The sequence below is a fragment of the Peteryoungia ipomoeae genome, assembly GCF_004912165.1.
GTDB classification, from domain to species: Bacteria; Pseudomonadota; Alphaproteobacteria; order Rhizobiales; family Rhizobiaceae; genus Allorhizobium; species Allorhizobium ipomoeae.
The window spans coordinates 928,211-949,245 of the sequence record NZ_STGV01000001.1 but is presented as its reverse complement, the minus strand read 5'-3'; the positions used below and the strand labels follow the sequence as shown (position 1 = coordinate 949,245).

The following is a 21,035-nucleotide window of genomic DNA, read 5'->3' as shown; positions in this document are numbered from 1 at the left end:
GGAGCCAAGAACATGGAATTGAACGTCAAGACCCTCGAGGGCAAGGACGCCGGCAAGGTTTCTCTGTCTGACGAAATCTTCGGTCTCGATCCCCGCGAAGACCTGATCGCCCGCATGATCCGCTACCAGCTCGCCAAGAAGCGTGCCGGCACGCACAAGATCAAGGGCCGCTCGGAAGTCTCGCGCACCGGCTCGAAGATGTACAAGCAGAAGGGCACCGGTCGTGCTCGTCACCATTCGGCCCGCGCTCCGCAGTTCCGCGGCGGTGGTAAGGCTCATGGCCCGGTTGTTCGCAGCCACGCCCATGACCTGCCGAAGAAGGTTCGTGCACTCGCTCTGCGTCACGCTCTTTCGGCCAAGGCCAAGGCAGACGAACTGATCATCGTCGACAACCTGGTTGCTGCTGAAGCAAAGACCAAGCTGATCGTCGGCAACTTCGCCTCGCTCGGCCTCACCAATGCTCTCGTGATCGGCGGCGCCGAACTCGACAGCAACTTCAAGCTCGCCGCCTCGAACATCCCGAACATCGATGTTCTCCCGGTTCAGGGCATCAACGTTTACGACATCCTGCGTCGTGGCAAGCTCGTGCTTTCCAAGGCTGCGGTTGAAGCTCTGGAGGAGCGGTTCAAATGACTGATCTTCGCCACTACGACGTGATCGTCTCTCCGTCGATCACCGAAAAGTCGACCCTGGTTTCCGAATTCAACCAGGTCGTCTTCAATGTCGCCAAGGGCGCCAGCAAGCCGGAAATCAAGGCTGCTGTCGAAGCTCTCTTCGGCGTCAAGGTTACGGCCGTCAACACGCTCGTCCGCAAGGGCAAGACCAAGCGTTTCCGCGGCTTCGCCGGCAAGCAGAAGGACGTCAAGAAGGCTGTCGTGACGCTCGCTGAAGGTCAGTCCATCGACGTGTCGACGGGCGTCTGAGGTAGGGAATAAGAACAATGGCATTGAAAAGCTACAATCCGACGACCCCGAGCCAGCGTCAGCTGGTCATCGTCGACCGCTCTGGCCTCTGGAAGGGCAAGCCGGTCAAGGCGCTGACGGAAGGTCTTTCGAAGAGCGGTGGTCGTAACAACTACGGTCGCATCACTGCACGCTTCATCGGTGGTGGTCACAAGCGTACCTACCGTCTCGTCGACTTCAAGCGTCGCAAGTTCGACGTTGAAGGCACGGTCGAGCGTCTGGAATACGACCCGAACCGCACCTCGTTCATCGCGCTCGTCACCTATGCCGACGGCGAACAGGCCTACATCCTCGCTCCGCAGCGTCTTGCTGCCGGCGACAAGGTCATCGCTTCGGAAAAGGCCGTTGACGTAAAGCCCGGCAACGCTATGCCGCTGCAGTACATCCCGGTTGGTTCGATCGTGCACAACGTCGAAATGAAGCCGGGCAAGGGCGGTCAGATCGCTCGCTCTGCCGGCACCTACGTCCAGCTCGTCGGCCGCGATGCCGGCATGGCCATCCTGCGCCTCAACTCGGGTGAGCAGCGTCTGGTTCCGGGCTCGTGCCTGGCCACCATCGGCGCCGTTTCCAACCCGGACCACGGCAACATCAACGACGGTAAGGCCGGTCGTACCCGCTGGCGCGGCAAGACCCCGCACAACCGCGGCGTCGTCATGAACCCGGTCGACCACCCGCACGGTGGTGGTGAAGGCCGCACATCCGGTGGTCGTCACCCGGTTTCCCCGTGGGGCAAGCCGACCAAGGGCAAGCGCACTCGCTCGAACAAGTCGACCGACAAGTTCATCATGCGCTCCCGCCACCTGAAGAAGAAGTAAGAGAGGTAGTCAGAAATGGCTCGTTCAGTATGGAAAGGCCCGTTCGTTGACGGCTATCTTCTCAAGAAGGCTGAGAAGGTTCGTGAAGGCGGCCGTAGCGAAGTGATCAAGATGTGGAGCCGTCGCTCCACCATCCTGCCGCAGTTCGTCGGTCTCACTTTCGGCGTCTACAACGGTTCAAAGCATGTGCCCGTCGCAGTCAACGAAGACATGGTCGGCCACAAGTTCGGTGAATTCGCTCCCACCCGGACCTACTACGGTCACGGTGCGGACAAGAAGGCGAAGAGGAAGTAAGTATGGGCAAGGCAAAAGCCGAACGTCGGCTGAAGGACAACGAGGCGCAGGCAGTCGCTCGCACCATCCGCGTCAGCCCGCAGAAGCTTAACCTGGTTGCCGCGATGATCCGCGGCAAGAAGGTCGAGCGCGCTCTCGCTGATCTGGAATTCTCCCGCAAGCGCATCGCCGGTACGGTCAAGAAGACCCTGGAATCGGCAATCGCAAACGCCGAGAACAACCACGACCTCGACGTCGACCAGCTGGTCGTCGCCGAAGCCTATGTCGGCAAGTCGATCACCATGAAGCGTTTCCACGCTCGTGGCCGCGGTCGCGCCTCTCGCATCGAGAAGGCGTTCTCGCACCTCACCATCGTGGTGCGCGAAGTCGAAGCTAAAGGGGAGGCCGCATAATGGGTCAGAAAATCAATCCAATCGGTTTCCGCCTCGGCATCAACCGTACCTGGGATAGCCGTTGGTTCGCCGACAATGCCGAATACGGCAAGCTGCTCCATGAGGACCTGAAGATCCGCAAGTATCTCATGTCCGAGCTGAAGCAGGCCGGTATCGCAAAGGTCGTCATCGAGCGTCCGCACAAGAAGTGCCGCGTTACGATCCACTCGGCTCGTCCGGGTCTGATCATCGGCAAGAAGGGTGCAGACATCGAGAAGCTTCGCAAGAAGATCTCGTCGATGACCAACTCGGAAACGCACCTGAACATCGTTGAAGTGCGCAAGCCGGAAATCGACGCCACGCTGGTTGCTCAGTCGATCACCCAGCAGCTCGAGCGCCGTATCGCGTTCCGTCGCGCCATGAAGCGCGCCGTTCAGTCGGCCATGCGTCTCGGTGCCGAAGGCATCAAGATCACCTGCGCCGGCCGTCTCGGTGGTGCCGAAATCGCCCGTACCGAATGGTATCGTGAAGGCCGCGTGCCGCTTCACACCCTGCGTGCAGACATCGACTACGGTACGGCCGAAGCCGAAACCGCATACGGTATCTGCGGCGTAAAGGTCTGGATCTTCAAGGGCGAAATCCTTGAGCACGATCCGATGGCCTCCGAGCGTCGTGCGCTCGAGGGCGATGCGCAGGGTCCGGCAAGCCGTGAACGCGGTGATCGTGGCGATCGTCGCCGCGAGAACGCTTGATTGAACGCTGGCGAAAGATAAGCTCGGAGAAGTAAGAAAATGTTGCAGCCAAAGCGTACAAAGTACCGCAAGCAGTTCAAGGGCCGCATCAAGGGCGTCGCCAAAGGCGGCTTTGATCTGGCATTCGGTGAATACGGCCTCAAGGCTCTGGAACCGAACCGTGTAAATGCTCGCGAAATCGAGGCAGCTCGTCGTGCCATCACGCGCTATATGAAGCGTGCTGGCCGCGTGTGGATCCGCGTATTCCCTGACGTTCCGGTCACGGCAAAGCCGACCGAAGTTCGTATGGGTAAGGGTAAGGGTTCGGTCGAATACTGGGCGTGCAAGGTCAAGCCTGGTCGAATCATGTTCGAGATCGACGGCGTATCGGAAGAGATCGCGCGCGAGGCTCTTCGCCTCGGTTCCGCCAAGCTCTCTGTCACGACGCGCTTCGTACAGCGCATTGCAGAGTGAGGATCAAGTCGATGAAAGCCGCAGACGTACGCGCCATGAGCGCCGACCAGCTGAACGACGAGCTTGCAAAGCTGAAGAAGGAGCAGTTCAACCTGCGCTTCCAGAAGGCCACCGGCCAGCTCGAGAAGTCTTCCCGTATTCAGGAAGTTCGTCGTGACATCGCACGCGTGAAAACCATTGCCCGCCAGAAGGCGGCAGAAGCCAAGGCCTAAGGACCAGAAGAATATGCCGAAACGCATTCTGCAGGGCGTAGTTGTCAGCGACAAGAACGACAAGACTGTCGTTGTTCGCGTTGAGCGTCGATTCGCCCACCCGCTGCTTCAGAAGACCGTTCGCCGGTCGAAGAAGTACAAGGCACACGACGAAAACAACCAGTTCAAGACCGGTGACGTAGTTTCCATCCAGGAATGCGCCCCGATCTCCAAGGACAAGTGCTGGACGGTTATCTCCGCCCAGGCTTAATTCGCAGAGTTTCTGCGCGAGGGCTTGCACCTCGCGCAGAAATCTGTATGAAGCAGACCACTGGCTGAGAACGCCCCGAACCGGGCGTTCTTTTGCTTTGAGCGCACGGAAGGTCCCATATGGGAAACCACCCTGTATTTTATCTTCCCGCGCACATCAGTAATTTTTCATAAGCCCGAATAGGGGGCCTAGGCCCAACCGTTCGGGTTGCAACAAGAAGGCGACCTGACATGATTCAGATGCAGACTAACCTCGACGTGGCGGATAATTCCGGCGCACGTCGTGTCATGTGCATCAAGGTGCTGGGCGGCTCCAAGCGCAAGTACGCTTCGATCGGCGACATCATTGTCGTTTCGATCAAGGAAGCGATCCCGCGCGGCCGCGTCAAGAAGGGTGACGTGATGAAGGCGGTTGTTGTTCGCACCGCCAAGGACATCCGTCGCGCCGACGGCAGCGTCATTCGATTCGATAACAACGCAGCCGTCCTCATCGACAACAAGAAAGAGCCCATCGGCACTCGTATCTTCGGACCGGTTCCGCGCGAATTGCGTGGTAAGAACCACATGAAGATCATCTCGCTGGCTCCGGAAGTACTGTAAGGAGCGACGAGCGATGAACAAGATCCGTAAGGGCGACACGGTCGTCATTCTCGCTGGCAAGGACAAGGGCCGTTCAGGCGAAGTCCTCCAGGTTATGCCTAAGGAAGACCGTGCGGTCGTCCGTGGCATCAATGTTGTCAAGCGCCACCAGCGCCAGACGCAGAACCAGGAAGCCGGTATCATCAGCAAGGAAGCTTCGATCCATCTGTCGAATCTCGCGATCGCAGACAAGGACGGCAAGCCGACCCGCGTTGGCTTCTCTGTCGTTGACGGCAAGAAGGTCCGTGTGGCCAAGCGTTCGGGAGAAGTGATCGATGGCTGAGTCCAAGTACGAGCCGCGGCTCAAGGCTGAATACGTAAACCGCATTCGCAAGGCTATGCAGGAGCAGTTCTCCTACACCAACGAGATGATGATCCCCAAGCTGGACAAGATCGTCATCAACATGGGTGTGGGCGAGGCGACTGCCGACTCCAAGAAGCCTTCCGTTGCTGCAGCTGACCTTGCTGCGATTGCCGGTCAGAAGCCGGTCATCACCAAGGCCCGCAACTCCATCGCTGGCTTCAAGGTCCGCGAAAACATGCCGATCGGCGCAAAGGTTACCCTGCGCGGCGCCCGGATGTACGAGTTCCTGGATCGCCTGGTCAACATCGCGCTGCCGCGCGTTCGCGACTTCCGCGGCCTGAACCCGAAGTCCTTTGACGGCCGTGGCAACTTCGCCATGGGCATCAAGGAGCACATTGTGTTCCCTGAGATCAACTACGACAAGGTTGATCAGATGTGGGGCATGGACATCATCGTTTGCACGACGGCGACCAACGACGACGAAGCTCGGGCTCTTCTGAAAGAGTTCAACTTCCCGTTCCGTCAGTAACCGTAACGACGAGCGTAGAAGAGGAACTTCCATATGGCGAAGACAAGCGCAGTTGAAAAGAACAAGCGCCGCCGCAAGATCGTCGCGAACCATGCTGCAAAGCGTGCTGCCCTCAAGGCGATCATCATGAACCAGTCCCTTTCGATTGAAGAGCGGTTCAAGGCAACCCTGAAGCTGGCAGAACTGCCGCGTGACGGCTCCAAGACCCGTATTCGCAACCGTTGCGAAGTCACTGGTCGCCCGCGCGCTTTCTACCGCAAGCTCGGTATGTCGCGTATCGCACTTCGTGAGCTTGGCAACACCGGCAAGGTGCCGGGCGTTGTGAAGTCCAGCTGGTAAGGAGACGGCAACATGACGATGACTGATCCGTTGGGCGATATGCTCACCCGTATCCGGAATGGTGCCGCTCGCCGCAAGAGCTCCGTTACCACTCCGGCCTCCAAGCTCCGTGCCCGCGTTCTCGACGTTCTGCAGGCCGAAGGCTACATCCGTGGCTACAGCCAGGTCGATTACGACAACGGCAAGTCCGAGATCACGATTGAACTGAAGTACTACGAAGGTGCTTCGGTCATCCGCGAAATCGGCCGTGTCTCCAAGCCGGGCCGCCGAGTTTATGTCTCGGTCAAGTCCATTCCGCAGGTCGCGAACGGCCTCGGCATCACCATCCTTTCGACTCCGAAGGGCGTGATGGCCGATCACCAGGCTCGCGAACAGAACGTTGGTGGCGAGGTTCTCTGCTCGGTCTTCTAAGATCGAACAGGGGAACTCCATAGCGAACAGACAGGATAAAAACTATGTCTCGTATCGGTAAGAAGCCCGTTCCGGTTCCGGCTGGCGTGACCGCCTCTGTCGAAGGCCAGAAGGTCTCGGCAAAGGGTCCGAAGGGTGAACTTTTCTTCGTCGCAAATGACGAAATCTCGGTAAAGCTGGAAGACAACGCTGTTGTTGTTCAGCCGACCAGCAACTCCAAGGATGCTCGTTCCAAGTGGGGCATGTCCCGCACCATGGTCGAGAACATCTTCAAGGGTGTGAAGGACGGCTACGAGCGCAAGCTCGAAATCAACGGCGTTGGTTACCGTGCGGCGCTGCAGGGCAAGAACCTGCAGCTCGCGCTCGGCTTCAGCCATGACGTTGTCTATGAGCCGCCGGTTGGCATTACCATTGCTGTTCCGAAGCCGACCGAAATCATCGTGTCCGGCATCAACAAGCAGCAGGTTGGCCAGGTGGCTGCTGAGATCCGCGAATATCGCGGCCCCGAGCCCTACAAGGGCAAGGGCGTCAAGTATGCCGAAGAGCGGATTGTCCGCAAAGAAGGCAAGAAGAAGTAAGGATCGCGCGAAATGGCAAGCAGAAAAGAAGCACTTGTTCGCCGTGCGAACCGCGTACGGCGTCAGATCAAGGCGGTGGCAAATGGCCGTCCGCGTCTGTCGGTACATCGCTCTTCGAAGAACATCTACGCCCAGGTCATCGACGACGTGGCTGGCAAGACCCTTGCCGCTGCTTCGACCCTCGATGGCGGCCTGAAGGCCGAACTCAAGACCGGCGCCGACATTGCAGCAGCTGCTGCTGTCGGCAAGCTGGTCGCCGAGCGCGCTGCCAAGGCTGGCGTCAAGGAAGTCGTCTTCGATCGTGGCGCTTACATCTATCACGGCCGCATCAAGGCACTCGCCGAAGCGGCTCGCGAAGGTGGTCTGACCTTCTAAGATAGAATTTCCACCCGGGCTTGCGTCCGGGTGGATTTCCGGCTTAAAGCCGGTCCCACCGGATTCCACCATGTTCGAGAGGGCAGGGTGGGACTTTCGTAATCTGCCGATTGCACCCGGAAAAGAAAAAGGAAAAGGACAATGGCACAAGAAAAGCGTGGTTCGCGGGATGACCGTCAGAACCGTGAAGAGCGCGATAGCGAGTTTGTCGACAAGCTGGTCGCCATCAACCGCGTCGCTAAGGTCGTCAAGGGCGGCCGTCGTTTCGGTTTTGCAGCCCTCGTCGTCGTTGGCGACCAGAAGGGCCGTGTTGGCTTCGGCCACGGCAAGGCACGTGAAGTGCCGGAAGCCATCCGCAAGGCAACCGAAGCTGCAAAGCGCGATTTGATTTTCGTTCCGCTGCGCGATGGTCGTACGCTGCACCACGACGTCAACGGTCGTCATGGCGCCGGCAAGGTTCTCCTTCGCTCGGCCAAGGCCGGTACCGGTATCATCGCCGGTGGCCCGATGCGCGCCGTGTTCGAGACCCTCGGCATGTCGGACGTCGTTGCTAAGTCGACCGGTTCGTCGAACCCATACAACATGGTTCGCGCTACCTTCGACGCCCTGAAGCACCAGGTTCATCCGAAGGACATCGCTGCTCAGCGTGGCCTGAAGTATGCTACCCTCCAGGCTCGCCGCGCTGCCTCTGGCAACGCTGCTGAAGAATAAGAGGAGTCTGATCCATGGCCAAGGCTACGAAGAAGACTGAAGCAAAGACGATCACGGTCGAGCAGATCGGTTCGCCTATTCGCCGTCCGGCTGTACAGCGCGCAACGCTTATCGGTCTGGGCCTCAACAAGATGCACCGGGTCCGCACCCTGGAAGATACGCCTTCCGTTCGTGGCATGATCCGTGCTGTCCAGCATCTCGTTCGCGTCGTCGACGAGAAGTGAGACGGGGGAAGTCATCATGAAACTGAATGAAATCAAAGACAACGAAGGCGCTTCCAAGGACCGTATCCGCGTAGGTCGCGGTATCGGTTCCGGCAAGGGCAAGACCGGTGGTCGCGGTGTGAAGGGTCAGAAGGCTCGTTCGGGCGTCGCCATCAACGGCTTCGAAGGCGGCCAGATGCCGATCTATCGTCGCCTGCCGAAGCGCGGCTTCAACAACATCTTCGCGTCTGAATACGTCACCGTTTCGCTCGGCCGTATCCAGACCGCGATCGATGCTGGCAAGCTCGACGTCACGAAGACGATCGATGCCGTAGCCCTCAAGGCTGCTGGCGTGATCCGTCGTCCGAAGGACGGCGTTCGCATCCTGTCGGGTGGCGAACTGAAGGCGAAGATCTCGGTTGAAGTCGCCGGCGCTTCCAAGGCTGCCGTCGAAAAGATCGAGAAGGCTGGCGGTTCCGCCAAGCTGCTCGAAGCAGCCGCAGAAGCCTCTGAATAAATGAAGATCAATCGCCCGGGGTGCTTCACACCGGGCGATTTTGCTCCCATATGTGAGCCTCACGATCCCAGGACGGAATTGACGTTGTTTCGTCTTCCGGGTCATCTGGAAAATAAGGGTGTGAGGCATGCGGTTGCCCCGCAATTCTCCCGCGCCCCGTTTTCTGAACCTACAGTTTGAACGAACAGCCTCCGGTTCGCCCTAGTGTGCGCCGGTATGGTTTGCGGAGATTTCTATGGCTTCTGCAGCGGAACAACTGGCCTCGAACCTCAACTTCTCGACTTTCGCCAAGGCGGAAGATCTGAAGAAGCGCCTGTGGTTCACTTTGGCCGCATTGCTGGTCTATCGCCTCGGCACGCATATTCCGCTGCCCGGCCTGAACCCCGAGGCCTATGCCGCGGCCTTCCAGGGCCAGTCGGGTGGTATTCTCGGTCTTTTCAACATGTTTGCCGGTGGCGCCGTCGAGCGCATGGCAATCTTTGCGCTCGGCATCATGCCGTATATCTCTGCTTCGATCATCGTGCAGCTGATGACCTCGGTCGTTCCAGCGCTCGAGCAGTTGAAGAAGGAAGGCGAGCAGGGCCGCAAGATCATCAACCAGTACACGCGCTACGGCACCGTGCTGCTCGGCACGCTTCAGGCCTATGGCATCGCCGTTGGCCTCGAAGGCGGTCAGGGCATCGTTGCGGATCCAGGTTGGTTCTTCCGTATTTCGACCGTGCTGACGCTGCTTGGCGGCACGATGTTCCTGATGTGGCTCGGCGAGCAGATCACCTCGCGCGGCATCGGTAACGGCATTTCGCTGATCATCTTCGCCGGTATCGCCGCCGGTCTGCCGACCGCTGTTGCCCAGACGCTGGACCTTGGTCGCAACCAGGCTGTGTCGACGGCGCTCATCCTGACCGTCATCGTCGTGGCCATCGGCGTTATTGCACTGATCGTGTTTGTGGAGCGTGCCCAGCGGCGTCTTCTGATCCAGTATCCGAAGCGTCAGGTTGGCAACCGGATGTTCCAGGGGGATACCTCGCACCTGCCGCTGAAGCTCAACACCGCGGGTGTTATCCCGGCGATCTTTGCTTCGTCGCTTCTCCTCCTGCCGGCAACGGCTGCGGGCTTCGCTGGCACGGCAGATCTGCCGCCATGGGCAACGACCATCATTGCGGCACTCAGCCACGGTCACCCGGTCTACATGCTGATGTATGGCCTGCTGATTGCCTTCTTCGCCTTCTTCTACACGGCGATCGTCTTCAATCCGAAGGACACGGCCGACAACCTGAAGAAGCACGGTGGCTTTATCCCCGGCATTCGTCCGGGCGAGCGGACGGCGGAATATATCGACTATGTTCTGACCCGCATCACCACCATCGGCGCCATCTATCTGGTTTTCGTCTGCATCCTGCCCGAAACACTCATTGCGCGGACCGGCATCCCATTAGCACTTGGTGGTACGTCGCTTTTGATTGTTGTCAGCGTCACCCTCGATACTGTAGCACAGATTCAGGGTCATTTGATCGCTCAGCAATATGAGGGTCTGATCAAGAAGTCGAAGCTGCGTGGAGGAAAGAGGGGACGATGAGAATCATATTTTTGGGGCCGCCGGGAGCGGGGAAGGGCACCCAGGCCAAGCGTCTGACGGACAAGTACGGCATTCCGCAGCTGTCGACAGGCGACATGTTGCGGGCCGCCGTCGCTGCCCAGACCGATATCGGCAAGCGCGCCAAGGCTGTGATGGATGCGGGTGGTCTCGTATCTGACGACATCGTCAACCAGATCGTGGCTGAACGCGTTCAGGAAGCCGATTGCGCCAAGGGTTTCATTCTCGATGGCTATCCGCGCACTGTTCCGCAGGCCAAGGCTCTGGCCGAGAACATGAAGGCCGGTGGCCTTGAGCTTGATGCGGTCATCGAACTCAAGGTTGATGAGGAAGCGCTGATTCGCCGAATCGAGCAGCGCGTCGCCGATACGATTGCTGCCGGTGGCACCGTTCGCTCCGACGACAACCCGGAAGCCTTCCGCAAGCGTCTGACCGAGTACCGCGAAAAGACGGCGCCCCTGTCGGAATACTATCAGGGCGAAGGTCAGCTCGTCGTTCTCGACGGCATGGCGGAGATGGACGCGGTGACCGCGGAGATCGCCAAGGTGCTGGAAAAGGCCTGATACAAGCGCGTCTGAAAAGGGCGCGTTTCCAAGAATCTTCGTGGGGCCGGTTGCTTTTGCTGACCGATTCCGCTAAAGACCGCGCCAACTCGCGACATGACTGCGATCGGCGCGTTCTTCCTAAGCGATGGAAGACCGGGTTCGATCGTTTTGGCTTGTTGAGAACCCGAATTGTAATTGCGGTCCCGTTGGGCCGTGTAACGAGACACCACTTGCCGGATGGCAACTGGAAGCAAGGAGAATAGGCGTGGCACGTATCGCTGGCGTCAACATCCCGACTGCGAAGCGCGTAATCATCGCGCTGACCTACATTCACGGGATCGGACCTAAGTTCGCACAGGAAATCATGGAAAAGGTCGGCCTGCCGGCTGACAAGCGCGTTCACCAGCTGACCGACGCTGAAATCCTGTCCATCCGCGAAACCATCGACCGCGATTACCAGGTTGAAGGCGACCTGCGTCGCGACACCGCGATGAACATCAAGCGTCTGATGGACCTCGGCTGCTACCGTGGCCTGCGCCACCGTCGTGGTCTGCCGGTTCGCGGTCAGCGCACGCACACCAACGCCCGCACCCGCAAGGGTCCGGCGAAGGCGATCGCTGGTAAGAAGAAGTAATTCAGCGAATAGCGATTGGCGAATAGCGAATAGGGGTGAGGCCTCTATTCGCTATTCGCTTTAGACTATTCGCTGCTGGTGTAGCCGCTGGAATTACGGCGGTGTTTAGATCAACTGAAAGGAAGACCATGGCCAAGGAAGCCGCACGCGTCCGCCGTCGCGAACGCAAGAATATCTCCACGGGCGTTGCCCACGTTAACTCGACCTTCAACAACACGATGATCACCATCACCGACGCACAGGGCAACGCGATTGCCTGGTCGTCTGCTGGTGCCAAGGGCTTCAAGGGTTCGCGCAAGTCGACCCCGTTCGCAGCCCAGATCGCTGCTGAAGACTGCGCCAAGAAGGCTCAGGAACACGGCATGAAGACGCTGGAAGTCGAAGTTTGCGGTCCGGGTTCGGGTCGTGAATCGGCTCTGCGCGCCCTGCAGGCTGCCGGTTTCATGATCACGTCGATCCGCGATGTGACCCCGATCCCGCACAATGGCTGCCGTCCGCGCAAGAAGCGTCGCGTCTAATCATTCTTCGTTTTGCCGGTTGGAGGTGGATGCCTCTTCCCGGTGCTTCTCACATTCGGCCGTCACGATTGAATGGTGACGGCGGGCGGAAGGTAAAATCATGATTCAGAAGAATTGGCAGGAACTGATCAAGCCGAACAAGGTGGAGTTTTCCTCCTCCGGCCGCACGAAGGCGACGCTCGTCGCCGAGCCGCTCGAGCGTGGCTTCGGCCTGACGCTCGGCAACGCTCTGCGTCGCGTCCTTCTGTCGTCGCTTCGTGGTGCAGCCGTTACGGCTGTCCAGATCGACGGCGTTCTGCACGAGTTCTCGTCGATCCCTGGCGTTCGCGAAGATGTCACCGACATCGTCCTGAACATCAAGGAAATCGCCATCAAGATGGACGGCGACGATGCCAAGCGCATGGTCGTCCGCAAGCAGGGTCCGGGCGTTGTTACCGCCGGTGACATCCAGACGGTTGGCGACATCGAGATCCTGAACCCCAACCACGTGATCTGCACGCTCGACGAGGGCGCCGAGATCCGCATGGAGTTCACGGTCAACAATGGCAAGGGTTACGTGCCTGCCGAGCGCAACCGCGCAGAAGATGCTCCGATCGGTCTCATCCCGGTCGACAGCCTCTACTCGCCGGTCAAGAAGGTGTCTTACAAGGTTGAGAACACCCGCGAAGGTCAGGTTCTTGACTACGACAAGCTGCTGATGACCATCGAAACCGATGGCTCCGTCACCGGTGAAGATGCAGTCGCATTCGCCGCTCGCATCCTGCAGGACCAGCTCGGCGTCTTCGTCAATTTCGACGAGCCGCAGAAGGAAGTCGAAGAAGAGTCGGTTACCGAACTCGCCTTCAACCCGGCCCTCCTGAAGAAGGTCGACGAACTCGAATTGTCTGTCCGCTCGGCAAACTGCCTGAAGAACGACAACATCGTGTACATCGGCGATCTGATCCAGAAGACCGAAGCAGAAATGCTGCGCACGCCGAACTTCGGTCGCAAGTCGCTGAACGAAATCAAGGAAGTTCTCGCTTCCATGGGCCTGCACCTCGGTATGGAAGTACCGGCATGGCCGCCTGAGAACATCGAAGATCTCGCGAAGCGTTACGAAGACCAGTATTAATAACAGTGAAGGCAGCGTCTTAAGCCTGCCTTTCCCCGTCAAACTGCGGGTGAATGCCCGTATGTGTCAGGAAACGGCAGCCTCTGGGACAGAGCCTGCACTTAAAGGAGAATAGCAATGCGCCACCAGAAAGCCGGCCGCAAGCTGAACCGTACCGCCAGCCACCGTAAGGCGATGTTCGCCAACATGGCGGCTTCCCTCATCCTGCATGAGCAGATCGTCACCACCCTGCCGAAGGCGAAGGAAATTCGCCCGATCGTTGAAAAGCTGGTCACGCTCGGCAAGCGCGGCGACCTGCATGCTCGCCGCCAGGCGATCTCGCAGATCCGTGACGTTGCCGTCGTCGCCAAGCTGTTCGACGCCATCGCAACGCGCTACGCCACCCGCAACGGCGGCTACCTGCGCATCATGAAGGCCGGTTACCGCCAGGGCGACAACGCTGCCATGGCTGTCATCGAATTCGTCGAGCGCGACGTCGATGCCAAGGGCGCAGCCGACAAGGCCCGCGTCGCCGCTGAAGTGGAAGCTGAAGCAGCGTAAGTTACCTCCCGTAAGGGAAGGATCAAAAAAGCCGGGTGAGCGATCACCCGGCTTTTTTGCGTTTTCGGCAGCCACTGATTGAGCTCAGGGAAGCGTCGGTCAATGGCGGCGGTCAGACCTCCAATGACAGGCTATCTCAGGGGAGTGATACGACCAATGATGTCGGCCCGCTGGCAGGTTCCAGTCGCCGGAACAATCGTGATCTGATCGCCGACCTTGAAACCGTCCAGTGGTGTGCCGATCTCAAACTGATGGCTGCAGGTTATGAGCTCCCCGCTTGGCGCAGTCCTTGAAAATGATAGCTGGTCCATGGTGATAATTGTCGTTCCGCGCCGGTTCACCTCTGTGTCCCAGACGGCGTCTATAGTCGCAACTGACCGCTCAAAATGCTGGAGCCGCCAATGATACAAACCAAGAATGGCCATGAGCAGGGCCAATCCGGCCAAGGGAAGCACGATCTGCATCGCTGCGAGTTCTCGCGACACTTGCACATCATATTTTTTTCGTAGCATCGCAACCCGCCCTTACGTGGCGCAACTATGGCGCGATGTGGTCAGCTGCGCAATGATTGAACAGAGAGGCCGCGCCGCTCACACGCCTTGAGACTGATGGCGCAGGCTAGCAACGTCGCCTTTCCAGTCGCGGCCCACGGAGCGGTAAGGAGCTGAGCATCTGTACCGAAGCGGTGGCTTCTTTCCAATCGGCCTTGTCAACGTTGGTGGCCAGGTTCGATAACACCAAGGTCAGCGTCGCACTCCGCAACACGCCCCATCAGAAACGCCCGTTCCATCGCATTCCCGCTGAACGCAGCCGCCCTCTCGAACGCCGCCCGCGCCTCTTCCATCCGTCCCAGCCGCATCAGGGAATCGCCCTTGGCCGCATGCAGCGGCCCATATCCTGCCAGCGATGGCTCCGCCTCGATCTCCGCCAGCAGCGTCAGTCCGACCTCAGGCCCAAACGCCATGGCATGGGCGACCGCCCGGTTCAGTGCCACCACGGGCGAGGGGATGCGTTCCAGCAGCCGGTCATACAGATCGGCACTTCGACCCCAGTCCGTATCCTCAAACGTCGCCGCGCGTGCATGCACGGCTGCAAGCGCCGCCTGGAGTGCGTAGATCCCGTTTTCGCCGCCAAGTCGCGTCACAGTCGCCAGACCTTCTAGCCCACGCTGGATCAGCAGCCGGTCCCAAAACCGGCGGTCCTGTGTCTCCAGTGTCAATGCGCGGCCATCGGCTGCCAGCCTTGCCTTGAAGCGCGAGGCCTGCAGCTCCATCAGCGCAAGCAGCGCATGCGCTTCCGGCTCTTCCGGCGCAAGGCCCACCAGAATGCGGCCGAGCCGCATGGCCTCCTCGCAAAGCGTGGTCCGGATCAGGTCTTCGCCACGGCTTGCCGCATAACCTTCGTTGAAGGTCAGGTAGATCACCTCCAGCACCGAGGCGAGGCGGGCGGCCCGCTCGTGTGCACGCGGCACCTCGAAGCTGACTTCGCCTTCGCGCAGGATCTTCTTCGCCCTGACGATGCGCTGCGCCACCGTCGATTCCTGGGTCAGAAATGCGCGGGCTATTTCCTCCGTCGTCAACCCGCCGATCACCTTCAGCGTCAGCGCCGTGCGCTGGTCGCGGGAGAGAAGGGGATGGCAGGCGGCGAAGATCAGCGACAGCCGCTCGTCGCCGATCTCGTCATCGAGGGCAGCCTCGACGCCTGCATGATCGTCGGCACGACCGGTCTCGATATCATGCGCCAGCGCGGCCTCGTGCCGTGCCATCATCTGACGCCGCCGCCAGAGATCGACGGCACGGCGTTTTGCCGTCGTCATCAGCCAGGCGCCGGGAGCGGGCGGAATGCCGCGGTGAGGCCAGACTGCGAGGGCTGAGACCAGCGCTTCCTGGGCAAGGTCTTCAGCGAGGCTGAGATCGCCTACATGACGGGCGAGCCCGGCAATCAGCCGGACCCGCTCGATGCGATAAATCGCTTCAATCTCTTGGGCCGCAGATGCCGCGCCAAGGTCTAGCCCTGACGCGGAAGGAGGGGCATCATGTTCCCGTGACATGAAGCGGAGTATGGACACACGGTCCGGACGGTCAACCGTTTCCACGCAGGCTCAGCCCTTCTCCAAAGCGCCGCCCAAGCGACTGACCTCGCATCAGGCCGCGCCGTTTTCCCGCCGTGCGAGCGCTTCTGCTGCGCGCTGATGGCTTGCGTGACCTTCCGGGGATTCAACCTCGGCGAAATCCTCCATCTCGTAATAGGGCCGGATCTCGATCTCACTGGGGCCCGGCATCGGGTTGGGGCAGCGCTTCACCCAGGCGAGCGCCTCGTCCATGTCCTTGACTTCCCAGATCCAGAAGCCTGCCACCAGTTCCCGGGTCTCCGCGAACGGCCCGTCGATCACCCGCCTGTCAGGGCCATCAAAGGCGACCCGCTTGCCGGCCTTGGACGGCTTCAAGCCCGTGCCCGACAGCATGATGCCGGCGGCAACCAGTTCCTCGTTGAATTTCCCCATGGCCTCCATCAACTCGGCAGAAGGCATGATGCCCTCTTCGCTGTCTTTCGTTGCCTTTACCAATACCGCTACACGCATTGCGTCTCTCCTCAGGGTTGCCGGATGAATTGTCCATCCTATGGCAACAACGAACAAGGGCATTCGGATTCGACACGCGGTTGGAAATTTTCTTCACCTGCCTGCAAGTTTTCGGTCGAGCAGGGCGGCAATGCCGATGCCGGCGAGATAGGCCACGATATTCCAGAGCGAAAAAATCCGACCAAACAACAGAGCACCGGCAAGGGTCAGCCGGAATTCATCCAGCCAGGGTGTGTGATAGAGACGGAAGAGTTCGGCCAGGATCGCGATGGTGGCGGCAACGGTAAGATGCAGGGGCAAGCGGCCTGGCAGGGCGGCTGCGATCAGCAGATAGACCATCGCCCCCCAGAGAGCCGAGCCGCCATATTTGACGAGCGCATAGGGAAGGCCCGCCTCATAGCCGGTCAGTCTGAGTGTCACGCCGGCCACGATCGCTACCAGCGCCCAGCCGAGTTTCCACAGCCGTTCTGAGCGGTTCTCCCATTTCATCGATTGCATACCGTCACTTGCCTTGATTGTACCCTTTGTCTCTCTGTATCTGCGAGGGACGATTTCGCAAAGTGATGGGGACCTTAGGGATGACTGCACTGCTCTCAGGGCCAATGCCGAGGAGCCTCGAAGAGATCGACAGGCTGCTCATCGATCCGCCTCCGGCACCGGCACTTGCCGGCTTTCGTCGCTTTGTCGTCGAGTTCCTGCTCTTCGGCATCAAGGAGGCCCGTGCCTGCCTGTTTGCCGGCCTGTTTTTCGTCTCGATCTTCGTCACTCCGCGCGACGGCCTGTTCGGTATCCCGCGTTACGATCTGTTGCTCGTCATTGCGCTGGGCATCCAGATCTTCATGGTCTGGTCGAAGCTTGAAACCATGGATGAGCTGAAGGCAATCTGCCTGTTCCATGTCGTCGGCTTTGCGCTGGAAGTCTTCAAGACCTCAGGCACCATCCAGTCCTGGTCCTATCCGGATTTCGCCTATACCAAGGTGCTTGGCGTTCCACTCTTTTCCGGCTTCATGTATGCCGCCGTCGGCAGCTACATCATTCAGGCCTGGCGGCTCCTGCATGTGCGGATCCGGCACCATCCGCCCTATTGGATGGCAATTCTGGTGGCGCTCGCGATCTATGGCAACTTCTTCACGCATCACTATATCGGTGATTATCGCTGGTATATCGCAGCGCTTGCGATTGGCCTCTATGCCCGTGCCACGGTGATCTTCCGCCCCTTCGATCGCGACCGCCGCATGCCGCTAATCCTGGCCTTCATTCTGATCGGCTTTTTCATCTGGCTGGCGGAAAACATCTCCACCTTCTTTGCCATTTGGCACTATCCAAACCAGATCGGTGCCTGGTCGACGGTGCATCTGGGCAAGTGGAGTTCCTGGACGCTGCTGGTGATCATGACCTTCACCATCGTTGCGTCACTGAAGCACATCAGGGAAAAGATCTACATCCCGCATTGAGGCGGGACTTGCGCCAGCCGGCATCCGGTGGGATGCGCGGCGCGTCATGGCGTTACAATCCGCCCATCAGCGAGATTTCGGAGAAGACCCGGTTCCGGCCATTGGCCTTGGCCATGTAAAGCAGCTGGTCTGCAGCGTGCAGCTGGTTGTCGACAGGCTCATTGGTCTGGATGTCGGCAAGTCCGATCGAGGTTGTCACGGAGATCACCGTGCCGTTGCGCAATTCGATCTTGACCTTCTCGATCGCCTTGCGGATCTGCTCGCAGAAGTCATGCGCGCTGTGTTCGTGCAGCCCGCGCAGATAGACTGCGAATTCCTCGCCACCAAGCCGCGCGGCCATATGTGGTGTGCGCGCCACCGTCTTTTGCAGACAAGCAGCAATGGCTCTCAGTGTGTCGTCACCGGCTTCGTGGCCGTAGGTATCGTTGACCTTCTTGAAGAAGTCGATATCGAGCAGCGCCACGGCACTCTGCATGCCCTGCGCCTGATCTTCCCGCATCAGGCGGGCGACCACTTCGAAGAAATATCGCCTGTTCGGCAAATTGGTCAGCTGATCACGCTCGGCATGATAGCGCAAACGCTTGATCTGCTTGATGGTGTCGACATTGCTGTCGATCCGGCACTGAAATTCCTCCGGCATCAGCGGCCGATACATGAAATCGTTGGCGCCAGCCTTCAGAAAAAGCGAGCTCAGGCGGCGATCGGCCGAGGCGGTCACGCCAATGATCCTGAGCTGCGTATAGGCAGAACTTGCACGGATCCGCTGGACGAGTTCATAGCCGTCCATATCCGGCATGTTGTAGTCGGTGATCAGCAGCTCGACATCTTTCTGAACCCCGAGCATCGTCAGGGCTTCGGCACCCGAGCGAGCTTCCAGGACATCGAAATTGTGCCGCGACAGCACGTCGACCAGGCTTTCGCGGGCGCTGCGCTGGTCATCGACGACAAGCACCTTGATGTCGGCATTGCCGAGCACACGCACAGCCGTCTGGATCAGTCTGTTCAAGGAGCCGGTTTCGTCCTTGACGCAATAGTCGAGAAGCTGCAGCTCGCCGTAGCGATGTTGCGCTTCGTCGTCATGCTTGGCGGTGTAAACGAGTGCGGCGATCTCCGCCTCATCAAGGGCTGCAAGGATTTCCTCGCCCTTACCGTCAGGGAGGTCGAGACCCGTAATCGCGAATGCGAAGTGCTCGGTGTTGAAAACGCGACGTGCATCCGCCAGGCTTGAGCAATGGATGACCTTGGCGGTGCAAACTTCCTGGAGCTTCGTGACAATAAGATTGGCCACCGCCATCGAGTCTTCGATCAGCAGGATATTGGTTGTCTTGATCTTAGGCGCATCCGGATCGACAACGGTTTTACGGGCAGCGCCACGCTTGGCGCTCCGTATAATCCGTTTCGGAATTTCGGCTGTGGCAATGTGGTTCATGGTTTCGGGCCGGTCTCCTCACGGTCACATGCAAACCTAGGGGAGGAGGTATTAATTCTCGTTGAATACCATCTTCATTGTTTGGTGGCAGCGCTGAGAGAATGGTCCATTTCCGCCCAAACCGATTGAAACTCGCGCCTATTTTCTGCGCAGGACCAAAAAATGCGAGCGAGCCTTGATGGGCGGCGCTGTTCCTTTCGAACGTGTGGCGAAATCTGTCAGGTGGAACGCGCTGGTCGCAATTGCGCACGCCGCCGCTTCTGCAGCGCCGGCCGGACCAGGCGATAGCCGAGGAGAAGGGTGCTGACCGCGATATAAAAGGCTGGCTCTGCCGTCACAACCTTGAGTGACAGGGCGTAGTGCAGCACGGCGACAATCAGGATCGGGTAGACCAGCATGTGCAGGCGTGACCAGCGCTGCCCCAGCCGGCGGATCGACCAGCTATTGGATGTCAGCGCAAGCGGGATGAGCATCACAAGGCCCGCCATGCCGAACATGATATAGGGGCGCTTCGCGATGTCTCCGAGGATGGAGGACAGGATCATGCCCCGGTCGAGCGTGAGATAGACGGTAAAATGCGCGAGAACATAGTAGAAGGCGAGCAGCCCAAGCGCCTGGCGATAGCGGATGAGGTTGATGCCTGAAAGGTCGCGCAGCGGTGTGATGGCAAGGCCAAGACAGAGGAAGCGCAGCGCCCAGAGCCCCAGAAGATGCTCGAAGGCACGCACCGGATCGGCGCCCAGCCCGCCGAATATGCCCAGATAGAATGCATAGATGCCTGGAAGCAGGCCGACGGCATAGAGCGCCCAGATCGACGCCGGACGCAAGCGGGCGGGGAGAGTAAGGGAGGCCATCAGTAGAATTTCGTCAGATCCATGCCGGCATAGAGGCCTGCGACCTCGTCGGCATAGCCGTTGAACGGCAGCGTATCCAGCCTTGCGCCGCCAAAAAGCCCCTCCGCTTCGCCGATCCGCCGTTCGGTCGCCTGGCTCCAGCGCGGATGGTCAACCGCAGGATTGACGTTGGCATAGAAGCCATATTCCGACGGCTGCAGCCTGTTCCAGGTCGATGGCGGCTCCTGCTCGGTGAGCGTGATCTTCACGATCGACTTGATGCCCTTGAAACCGTATTTCCACGGCACGACCAGCCTGATCGGCGCGCCATTCTGGTTTGGCAGCATCTCGCCATAGAGACCCGTCGCCAGGATCGCCAGCGGATTGCGGGCTTCGTCGAGCCGCAATCCCTCGACATACGGCCATTCCAGCGCCTGGAAAATGCCGGCCTGGCCCTGCATTTCCTCCGGGCGAACAAGGGTCTCAAACGCGACGTATTTGGCAGAACCGAGCGGCTCCACCTTGTCAAGCAGGGCTGAGAGGGGAAAGCCGATCCACGGAATGACCATCGACCAGGCCTCCACGCACCGCATCCGGTAGGTGCGTTCTCCCATGGTAAACTCGGACATGATCGTTTCGATATCGATGACCTGCGGCTTGGCCACGAGGCCGCCGACTTCGATCGTCCAGGGCCGTGTCTTGAGCGAGCCGGCATTGCGGGAAGGATCTTCTTTGCCCGTCCCGAACTCGTAGAAGTTGTTGTAGGTTGTCACCGCTTCCTTCAAGGTCGGCTTGTCATCGACGGTGTATTGGCTCGGCACGGCCTTCAAGGGGGCAGCCAAAGCCGGACGCCCAAGCGCCGTCAAGGCGATTGCACCCCCGGCCCCTGCGATCAGTTCGCGACGGCGCAGGTAAAGCGATTTGGGCGTGATCTCGCTCGAAGCAATCTTGGGGGGGCGATAGTAAGACATGGCGACCTCTTGAAGCTCCTGTTGCACTGTCAAATAGGAGACGGCGCAGAGGAAAACAGAGTTTCATCCTACAGAAAAGAAGCAGGTCGGGAACAATATCGTGTAGTCCCC

The 21,035-nt window shown here is 59.4% G+C and carries 33 protein-coding genes; 26 read left to right on the top strand and 7 right to left on the bottom strand.

Annotation, left to right across the window (positions count from 1 at the left end; genetic code table 11):
* Positions 1–12 precede the first annotated feature (12 nt).
* The 25 genes from rplD (at position 13) to rplQ (ending at position 13,656) form a co-directional block, all read left to right on the top strand.
* Positions 13–633, top strand: a complete 621-nt coding sequence (rplD, locus tag FAA97_RS04620) for a 50S ribosomal protein L4 (protein WP_136597323.1) — start codon at positions 13–15, stop codon at positions 631–633.
* A complete protein-coding gene (locus FAA97_RS04615; protein ID WP_136597322.1) occupies positions 630–923 on the top strand; it encodes a 50S ribosomal protein L23 in 294 nt (97 codons plus the stop codon). Before rplD ends, FAA97_RS04615 begins: the two co-directional genes overlap by 4 nt.
* A 17-nt stretch (positions 924–940) precedes the next feature.
* A complete protein-coding gene (rplB, locus tag FAA97_RS04610) occupies positions 941–1,777 on the top strand; it encodes a 50S ribosomal protein L2 (protein ID WP_136597321.1) in 837 nt (278 codons plus the stop codon).
* A gap of 15 nt (positions 1,778–1,792) precedes the next feature.
* A complete protein-coding gene (gene rpsS, locus FAA97_RS04605) occupies positions 1,793–2,071 on the top strand; it encodes a 30S ribosomal protein S19 (RefSeq protein WP_136597320.1) in 279 nt (92 codons plus the stop codon).
* 2 nt (positions 2,072–2,073) lie between these two features.
* A complete protein-coding gene (rplV, locus tag FAA97_RS04600; RefSeq protein WP_136597319.1) occupies positions 2,074–2,463 on the top strand; it encodes a 50S ribosomal protein L22 in 390 nt (129 codons plus the stop codon).
* Positions 2,463–3,194 carry a 30S ribosomal protein S3 gene (rpsC, locus tag FAA97_RS04595; RefSeq protein ID WP_136597318.1) on the top strand — a complete coding sequence of 244 codons (732 nt, stop codon included), beginning with the start codon at positions 2,463–2,465 and terminating at the stop codon, positions 3,192–3,194. Before rplV ends, rpsC begins: the two co-directional genes overlap by 1 nt.
* Positions 3,195–3,233: 39 nt before the next feature.
* Positions 3,234–3,647 (top strand): 50S ribosomal protein L16, encoded by a 414-nt coding sequence (gene rplP, locus FAA97_RS04590; RefSeq protein WP_054158105.1) that lies wholly within the window; start codon positions 3,234–3,236, stop codon positions 3,645–3,647.
* An 11-nt stretch (positions 3,648–3,658) separates the two neighbouring features.
* Entirely contained in the window at positions 3,659–3,859 is a 201-nt protein-coding gene (rpmC, locus tag FAA97_RS04585; RefSeq protein WP_028735898.1) for a 50S ribosomal protein L29, read from the top strand.
* A 13-nt stretch (positions 3,860–3,872) separates the two neighbouring features.
* Positions 3,873–4,109 (top strand): 30S ribosomal protein S17, encoded by a 237-nt coding sequence (gene rpsQ / locus FAA97_RS04580; protein WP_136597317.1) that lies wholly within the window; start codon positions 3,873–3,875, stop codon positions 4,107–4,109.
* A 230-nt stretch (positions 4,110–4,339) separates the two neighbouring features.
* Entirely contained in the window at positions 4,340–4,708 is a 369-nt protein-coding gene (gene rplN, locus FAA97_RS04575) for a 50S ribosomal protein L14 (RefSeq protein ID WP_136597316.1), read from the top strand.
* 13 nt (positions 4,709–4,721) lie between these two features.
* Positions 4,722–5,030, top strand: coding sequence for a 50S ribosomal protein L24 (gene rplX, locus FAA97_RS04570; protein ID WP_136597315.1), 309 nt, complete (start codon positions 4,722–4,724; stop codon positions 5,028–5,030).
* Positions 5,023–5,580 carry a 50S ribosomal protein L5 gene (gene rplE, locus FAA97_RS04565; RefSeq protein ID WP_136597314.1) on the top strand — a complete coding sequence of 186 codons (558 nt, stop codon included), beginning with the start codon at positions 5,023–5,025 and terminating at the stop codon, positions 5,578–5,580. Before rplX ends, rplE begins: the two co-directional genes overlap by 8 nt.
* Before the next feature lie 33 nt (positions 5,581–5,613).
* Positions 5,614–5,919 carry a 30S ribosomal protein S14 gene (gene rpsN / locus FAA97_RS04560; RefSeq protein WP_136597313.1) on the top strand — a complete coding sequence of 102 codons (306 nt, stop codon included), beginning with the start codon at positions 5,614–5,616 and terminating at the stop codon, positions 5,917–5,919.
* A 12-nt stretch (positions 5,920–5,931) separates the two neighbouring features.
* Positions 5,932–6,330, top strand: coding sequence for a 30S ribosomal protein S8 (gene rpsH, locus FAA97_RS04555; protein ID WP_136597312.1), 399 nt, complete (start codon positions 5,932–5,934; stop codon positions 6,328–6,330).
* Positions 6,331–6,374: 44 nt separating this feature from the next.
* Positions 6,375–6,908, top strand: a complete 534-nt coding sequence (gene rplF / locus FAA97_RS04550; protein ID WP_136597311.1) for a 50S ribosomal protein L6 — start codon at positions 6,375–6,377, stop codon at positions 6,906–6,908.
* Between the two features lie 12 nt (positions 6,909–6,920).
* Positions 6,921–7,283, top strand: coding sequence for a 50S ribosomal protein L18 (gene rplR / locus FAA97_RS04545; protein ID WP_136597310.1), 363 nt, complete (start codon positions 6,921–6,923; stop codon positions 7,281–7,283).
* A gap of 141 nt (positions 7,284–7,424) precedes the next feature.
* Entirely contained in the window at positions 7,425–7,994 is a 570-nt protein-coding gene (gene rpsE, locus FAA97_RS04540; RefSeq protein ID WP_136597309.1) for a 30S ribosomal protein S5, read from the top strand.
* Between the two features lie 14 nt (positions 7,995–8,008).
* Positions 8,009–8,218 (top strand): 50S ribosomal protein L30, encoded by a 210-nt coding sequence (rpmD, locus tag FAA97_RS04535; protein ID WP_136597308.1) that lies wholly within the window; start codon positions 8,009–8,011, stop codon positions 8,216–8,218.
* A gap of 16 nt (positions 8,219–8,234) precedes the next feature.
* Positions 8,235–8,714: a 50S ribosomal protein L15 gene (gene rplO / locus FAA97_RS04530; RefSeq protein ID WP_136597307.1), complete on the top strand. Its 480-nt coding sequence runs from the start codon at positions 8,235–8,237 to the stop codon at positions 8,712–8,714.
* 235 nt (positions 8,715–8,949) lie between these two features.
* Positions 8,950–10,290: a preprotein translocase subunit SecY gene (gene secY / locus FAA97_RS04525; RefSeq protein ID WP_136597306.1), complete on the top strand. Its 1,341-nt coding sequence runs from the start codon at positions 8,950–8,952 to the stop codon at positions 10,288–10,290.
* Positions 10,287–10,871, top strand: coding sequence for an adenylate kinase (locus FAA97_RS04520; RefSeq protein WP_136597305.1), 585 nt, complete (start codon positions 10,287–10,289; stop codon positions 10,869–10,871). The genes secY and FAA97_RS04520 overlap by 4 nt, the downstream gene beginning before the upstream one ends.
* Positions 10,872–11,118: 247 nt before the next feature.
* Complete coding sequence (rpsM, locus tag FAA97_RS04515; RefSeq protein ID WP_136597304.1) at positions 11,119–11,487, top strand: 30S ribosomal protein S13; 369 nt, start codon at positions 11,119–11,121, stop codon at positions 11,485–11,487.
* Positions 11,488–11,615: 128 nt separating this feature from the next.
* Positions 11,616–12,005 (top strand): 30S ribosomal protein S11, encoded by a 390-nt coding sequence (rpsK, locus tag FAA97_RS04510; RefSeq protein ID WP_136597303.1) that lies wholly within the window; start codon positions 11,616–11,618, stop codon positions 12,003–12,005.
* A gap of 100 nt (positions 12,006–12,105) precedes the next feature.
* Positions 12,106–13,116 carry a DNA-directed RNA polymerase subunit alpha gene (locus FAA97_RS04505; RefSeq protein ID WP_062282933.1) on the top strand — a complete coding sequence of 337 codons (1,011 nt, stop codon included), beginning with the start codon at positions 12,106–12,108 and terminating at the stop codon, positions 13,114–13,116.
* Positions 13,117–13,233: 117 nt separating this feature from the next.
* Positions 13,234–13,656: a 50S ribosomal protein L17 gene (gene rplQ / locus FAA97_RS04500; protein ID WP_136597302.1), complete on the top strand. Its 423-nt coding sequence runs from the start codon at positions 13,234–13,236 to the stop codon at positions 13,654–13,656.
* Between the two features lie 131 nt (positions 13,657–13,787).
* Here the strand turns inward: rplQ and FAA97_RS04495 are convergent, their stop codons facing one another.
* The 4 genes from FAA97_RS04495 to FAA97_RS04480 all read right to left on the bottom strand — a co-directional run bounded on the left by FAA97_RS04495 (position 13,788) and on the right by FAA97_RS04480 (position 16,735).
* Complete coding sequence (locus tag FAA97_RS04495) at positions 13,788–14,168, bottom strand: hypothetical protein (RefSeq protein WP_246041335.1); 381 nt, start codon at positions 14,166–14,168, stop codon at positions 13,788–13,790.
* Positions 14,169–14,365: 197 nt separating this feature from the next.
* A complete protein-coding gene (locus FAA97_RS04490) occupies positions 14,366–15,706 on the bottom strand; it encodes an RNA polymerase sigma factor (protein ID WP_136597712.1) in 1,341 nt (446 codons plus the stop codon).
* A gap of 93 nt (positions 15,707–15,799) precedes the next feature.
* Entirely contained in the window at positions 15,800–16,237 is a 438-nt protein-coding gene (locus FAA97_RS04485) for a YciI family protein (protein WP_136597301.1), read from the bottom strand.
* Positions 16,238–16,330: 93 nt separating this feature from the next.
* Positions 16,331–16,735, bottom strand: coding sequence for a ribosomal maturation YjgA family protein (locus FAA97_RS04480; RefSeq protein WP_136597300.1), 405 nt, complete (start codon positions 16,733–16,735; stop codon positions 16,331–16,333).
* An 80-nt stretch (positions 16,736–16,815) separates the two neighbouring features.
* Between FAA97_RS04480 and FAA97_RS04475 the strand changes: the two genes are divergently transcribed.
* A complete protein-coding gene (locus FAA97_RS04475) occupies positions 16,816–17,691 on the top strand; it encodes a DUF817 domain-containing protein (RefSeq protein WP_246041333.1) in 876 nt (291 codons plus the stop codon).
* Between the two features lie 52 nt (positions 17,692–17,743).
* On the opposite strand, the gene FAA97_RS04470 is transcribed toward FAA97_RS04475, so the two are convergent.
* From FAA97_RS04470 to msrP, 3 genes are all read right to left on the bottom strand, one after another.
* On the bottom strand, positions 17,744–19,120 hold the full coding sequence (locus tag FAA97_RS04470) for a GGDEF domain-containing response regulator (protein ID WP_136597299.1): 1,377 nt from the start codon (positions 19,118–19,120) through the stop codon (positions 17,744–17,746).
* A 218-nt stretch (positions 19,121–19,338) separates the two neighbouring features.
* A complete protein-coding gene (gene msrQ, locus FAA97_RS04465; protein WP_136597298.1) occupies positions 19,339–19,974 on the bottom strand; it encodes a protein-methionine-sulfoxide reductase heme-binding subunit MsrQ in 636 nt (211 codons plus the stop codon).
* Positions 19,974–20,924, bottom strand: a complete 951-nt coding sequence (msrP, locus tag FAA97_RS04460) for a protein-methionine-sulfoxide reductase catalytic subunit MsrP (RefSeq protein WP_136597297.1) — start codon at positions 20,922–20,924, stop codon at positions 19,974–19,976. The genes msrQ and msrP overlap by 1 nt, the downstream gene beginning before the upstream one ends.
* Between the last annotated feature and the right edge of the window lie 111 nt (positions 20,925–21,035).

Excerpts from the sequence above, each read along its gene's own strand:
- msrQ (WP_136597298.1), bottom strand. The coding sequence starts at position 19,974 with ATGGCCTCCCTTACTCTCCCCGCCCGCTTGCGTCCGGCGTCGATCTGG.
- rpsS (WP_136597320.1), top strand. The coding sequence starts at position 1,793 with ATGGCTCGTTCAGTATGGAAAGGCCCGTTCGTTGACGGCTATCTTCTC.
- rpsK (WP_136597303.1), top strand. The coding sequence starts at position 11,616 with ATGGCCAAGGAAGCCGCACGCGTCCGCCGTCGCGAACGCAAGAATATC.
- rplX (WP_136597315.1), top strand. The coding sequence starts at position 4,722 with ATGAACAAGATCCGTAAGGGCGACACGGTCGTCATTCTCGCTGGCAAG.
- rplP (WP_054158105.1), top strand. The coding sequence starts at position 3,234 with ATGTTGCAGCCAAAGCGTACAAAGTACCGCAAGCAGTTCAAGGGCCGC.
- rpmC (WP_028735898.1), top strand. The coding sequence starts at position 3,659 with ATGAAAGCCGCAGACGTACGCGCCATGAGCGCCGACCAGCTGAACGAC.
- secY (WP_136597306.1), top strand. The coding sequence starts at position 8,950 with ATGGCTTCTGCAGCGGAACAACTGGCCTCGAACCTCAACTTCTCGACT.
- msrP (WP_136597297.1), bottom strand. The coding sequence starts at position 20,924 with ATGTCTTACTATCGCCCCCCCAAGATTGCTTCGAGCGAGATCACGCCC.
- rpsQ (WP_136597317.1), top strand. The coding sequence starts at position 3,873 with ATGCCGAAACGCATTCTGCAGGGCGTAGTTGTCAGCGACAAGAACGAC.
- rplV (WP_136597319.1), top strand. The coding sequence starts at position 2,074 with ATGGGCAAGGCAAAAGCCGAACGTCGGCTGAAGGACAACGAGGCGCAG.
- FAA97_RS04495 (WP_246041335.1), bottom strand. The coding sequence starts at position 14,168 with ATGCTACGAAAAAAATATGATGTGCAAGTGTCGCGAGAACTCGCAGCG.
- FAA97_RS04505 (WP_062282933.1), top strand. The coding sequence starts at position 12,106 with ATGATTCAGAAGAATTGGCAGGAACTGATCAAGCCGAACAAGGTGGAG.
- FAA97_RS04520 (WP_136597305.1), top strand. The coding sequence starts at position 10,287 with ATGAGAATCATATTTTTGGGGCCGCCGGGAGCGGGGAAGGGCACCCAG.
- rplD (WP_136597323.1), top strand. The coding sequence starts at position 13 with ATGGAATTGAACGTCAAGACCCTCGAGGGCAAGGACGCCGGCAAGGTT.
- rplQ (WP_136597302.1), top strand. The coding sequence starts at position 13,234 with ATGCGCCACCAGAAAGCCGGCCGCAAGCTGAACCGTACCGCCAGCCAC.
- rplR (WP_136597310.1), top strand. The coding sequence starts at position 6,921 with ATGGCAAGCAGAAAAGAAGCACTTGTTCGCCGTGCGAACCGCGTACGG.
- FAA97_RS04475 (WP_246041333.1), top strand. The coding sequence starts at position 16,816 with ATGACTGCACTGCTCTCAGGGCCAATGCCGAGGAGCCTCGAAGAGATC.
- rpsH (WP_136597312.1), top strand. The coding sequence starts at position 5,932 with ATGACGATGACTGATCCGTTGGGCGATATGCTCACCCGTATCCGGAAT.
- FAA97_RS04615 (WP_136597322.1), top strand. The coding sequence starts at position 630 with ATGACTGATCTTCGCCACTACGACGTGATCGTCTCTCCGTCGATCACC.
- rpsE (WP_136597309.1), top strand. The coding sequence starts at position 7,425 with ATGGCACAAGAAAAGCGTGGTTCGCGGGATGACCGTCAGAACCGTGAA.
- FAA97_RS04485 (WP_136597301.1), bottom strand. The coding sequence starts at position 16,237 with ATGCGTGTAGCGGTATTGGTAAAGGCAACGAAAGACAGCGAAGAGGGC.
- rplB (WP_136597321.1), top strand. The coding sequence starts at position 941 with ATGGCATTGAAAAGCTACAATCCGACGACCCCGAGCCAGCGTCAGCTG.
- FAA97_RS04490 (WP_136597712.1), bottom strand. The coding sequence starts at position 15,706 with ATGTCACGGGAACATGATGCCCCTCCTTCCGCGTCAGGGCTAGACCTT.
- rplF (WP_136597311.1), top strand. The coding sequence starts at position 6,375 with ATGTCTCGTATCGGTAAGAAGCCCGTTCCGGTTCCGGCTGGCGTGACC.
- FAA97_RS04470 (WP_136597299.1), bottom strand. The coding sequence starts at position 19,120 with ATGAACCACATTGCCACAGCCGAAATTCCGAAACGGATTATACGGAGC.
- rplE (WP_136597314.1), top strand. The coding sequence starts at position 5,023 with ATGGCTGAGTCCAAGTACGAGCCGCGGCTCAAGGCTGAATACGTAAAC.
- rpsC (WP_136597318.1), top strand. The coding sequence starts at position 2,463 with ATGGGTCAGAAAATCAATCCAATCGGTTTCCGCCTCGGCATCAACCGT.
- rpsN (WP_136597313.1), top strand. The coding sequence starts at position 5,614 with ATGGCGAAGACAAGCGCAGTTGAAAAGAACAAGCGCCGCCGCAAGATC.
- FAA97_RS04480 (WP_136597300.1), bottom strand. The coding sequence starts at position 16,735 with ATGCAATCGATGAAATGGGAGAACCGCTCAGAACGGCTGTGGAAACTC.
- rpmD (WP_136597308.1), top strand. The coding sequence starts at position 8,009 with ATGGCCAAGGCTACGAAGAAGACTGAAGCAAAGACGATCACGGTCGAG.
- rplN (WP_136597316.1), top strand. The coding sequence starts at position 4,340 with ATGATTCAGATGCAGACTAACCTCGACGTGGCGGATAATTCCGGCGCA.
- rplO (WP_136597307.1), top strand. The coding sequence starts at position 8,235 with ATGAAACTGAATGAAATCAAAGACAACGAAGGCGCTTCCAAGGACCGT.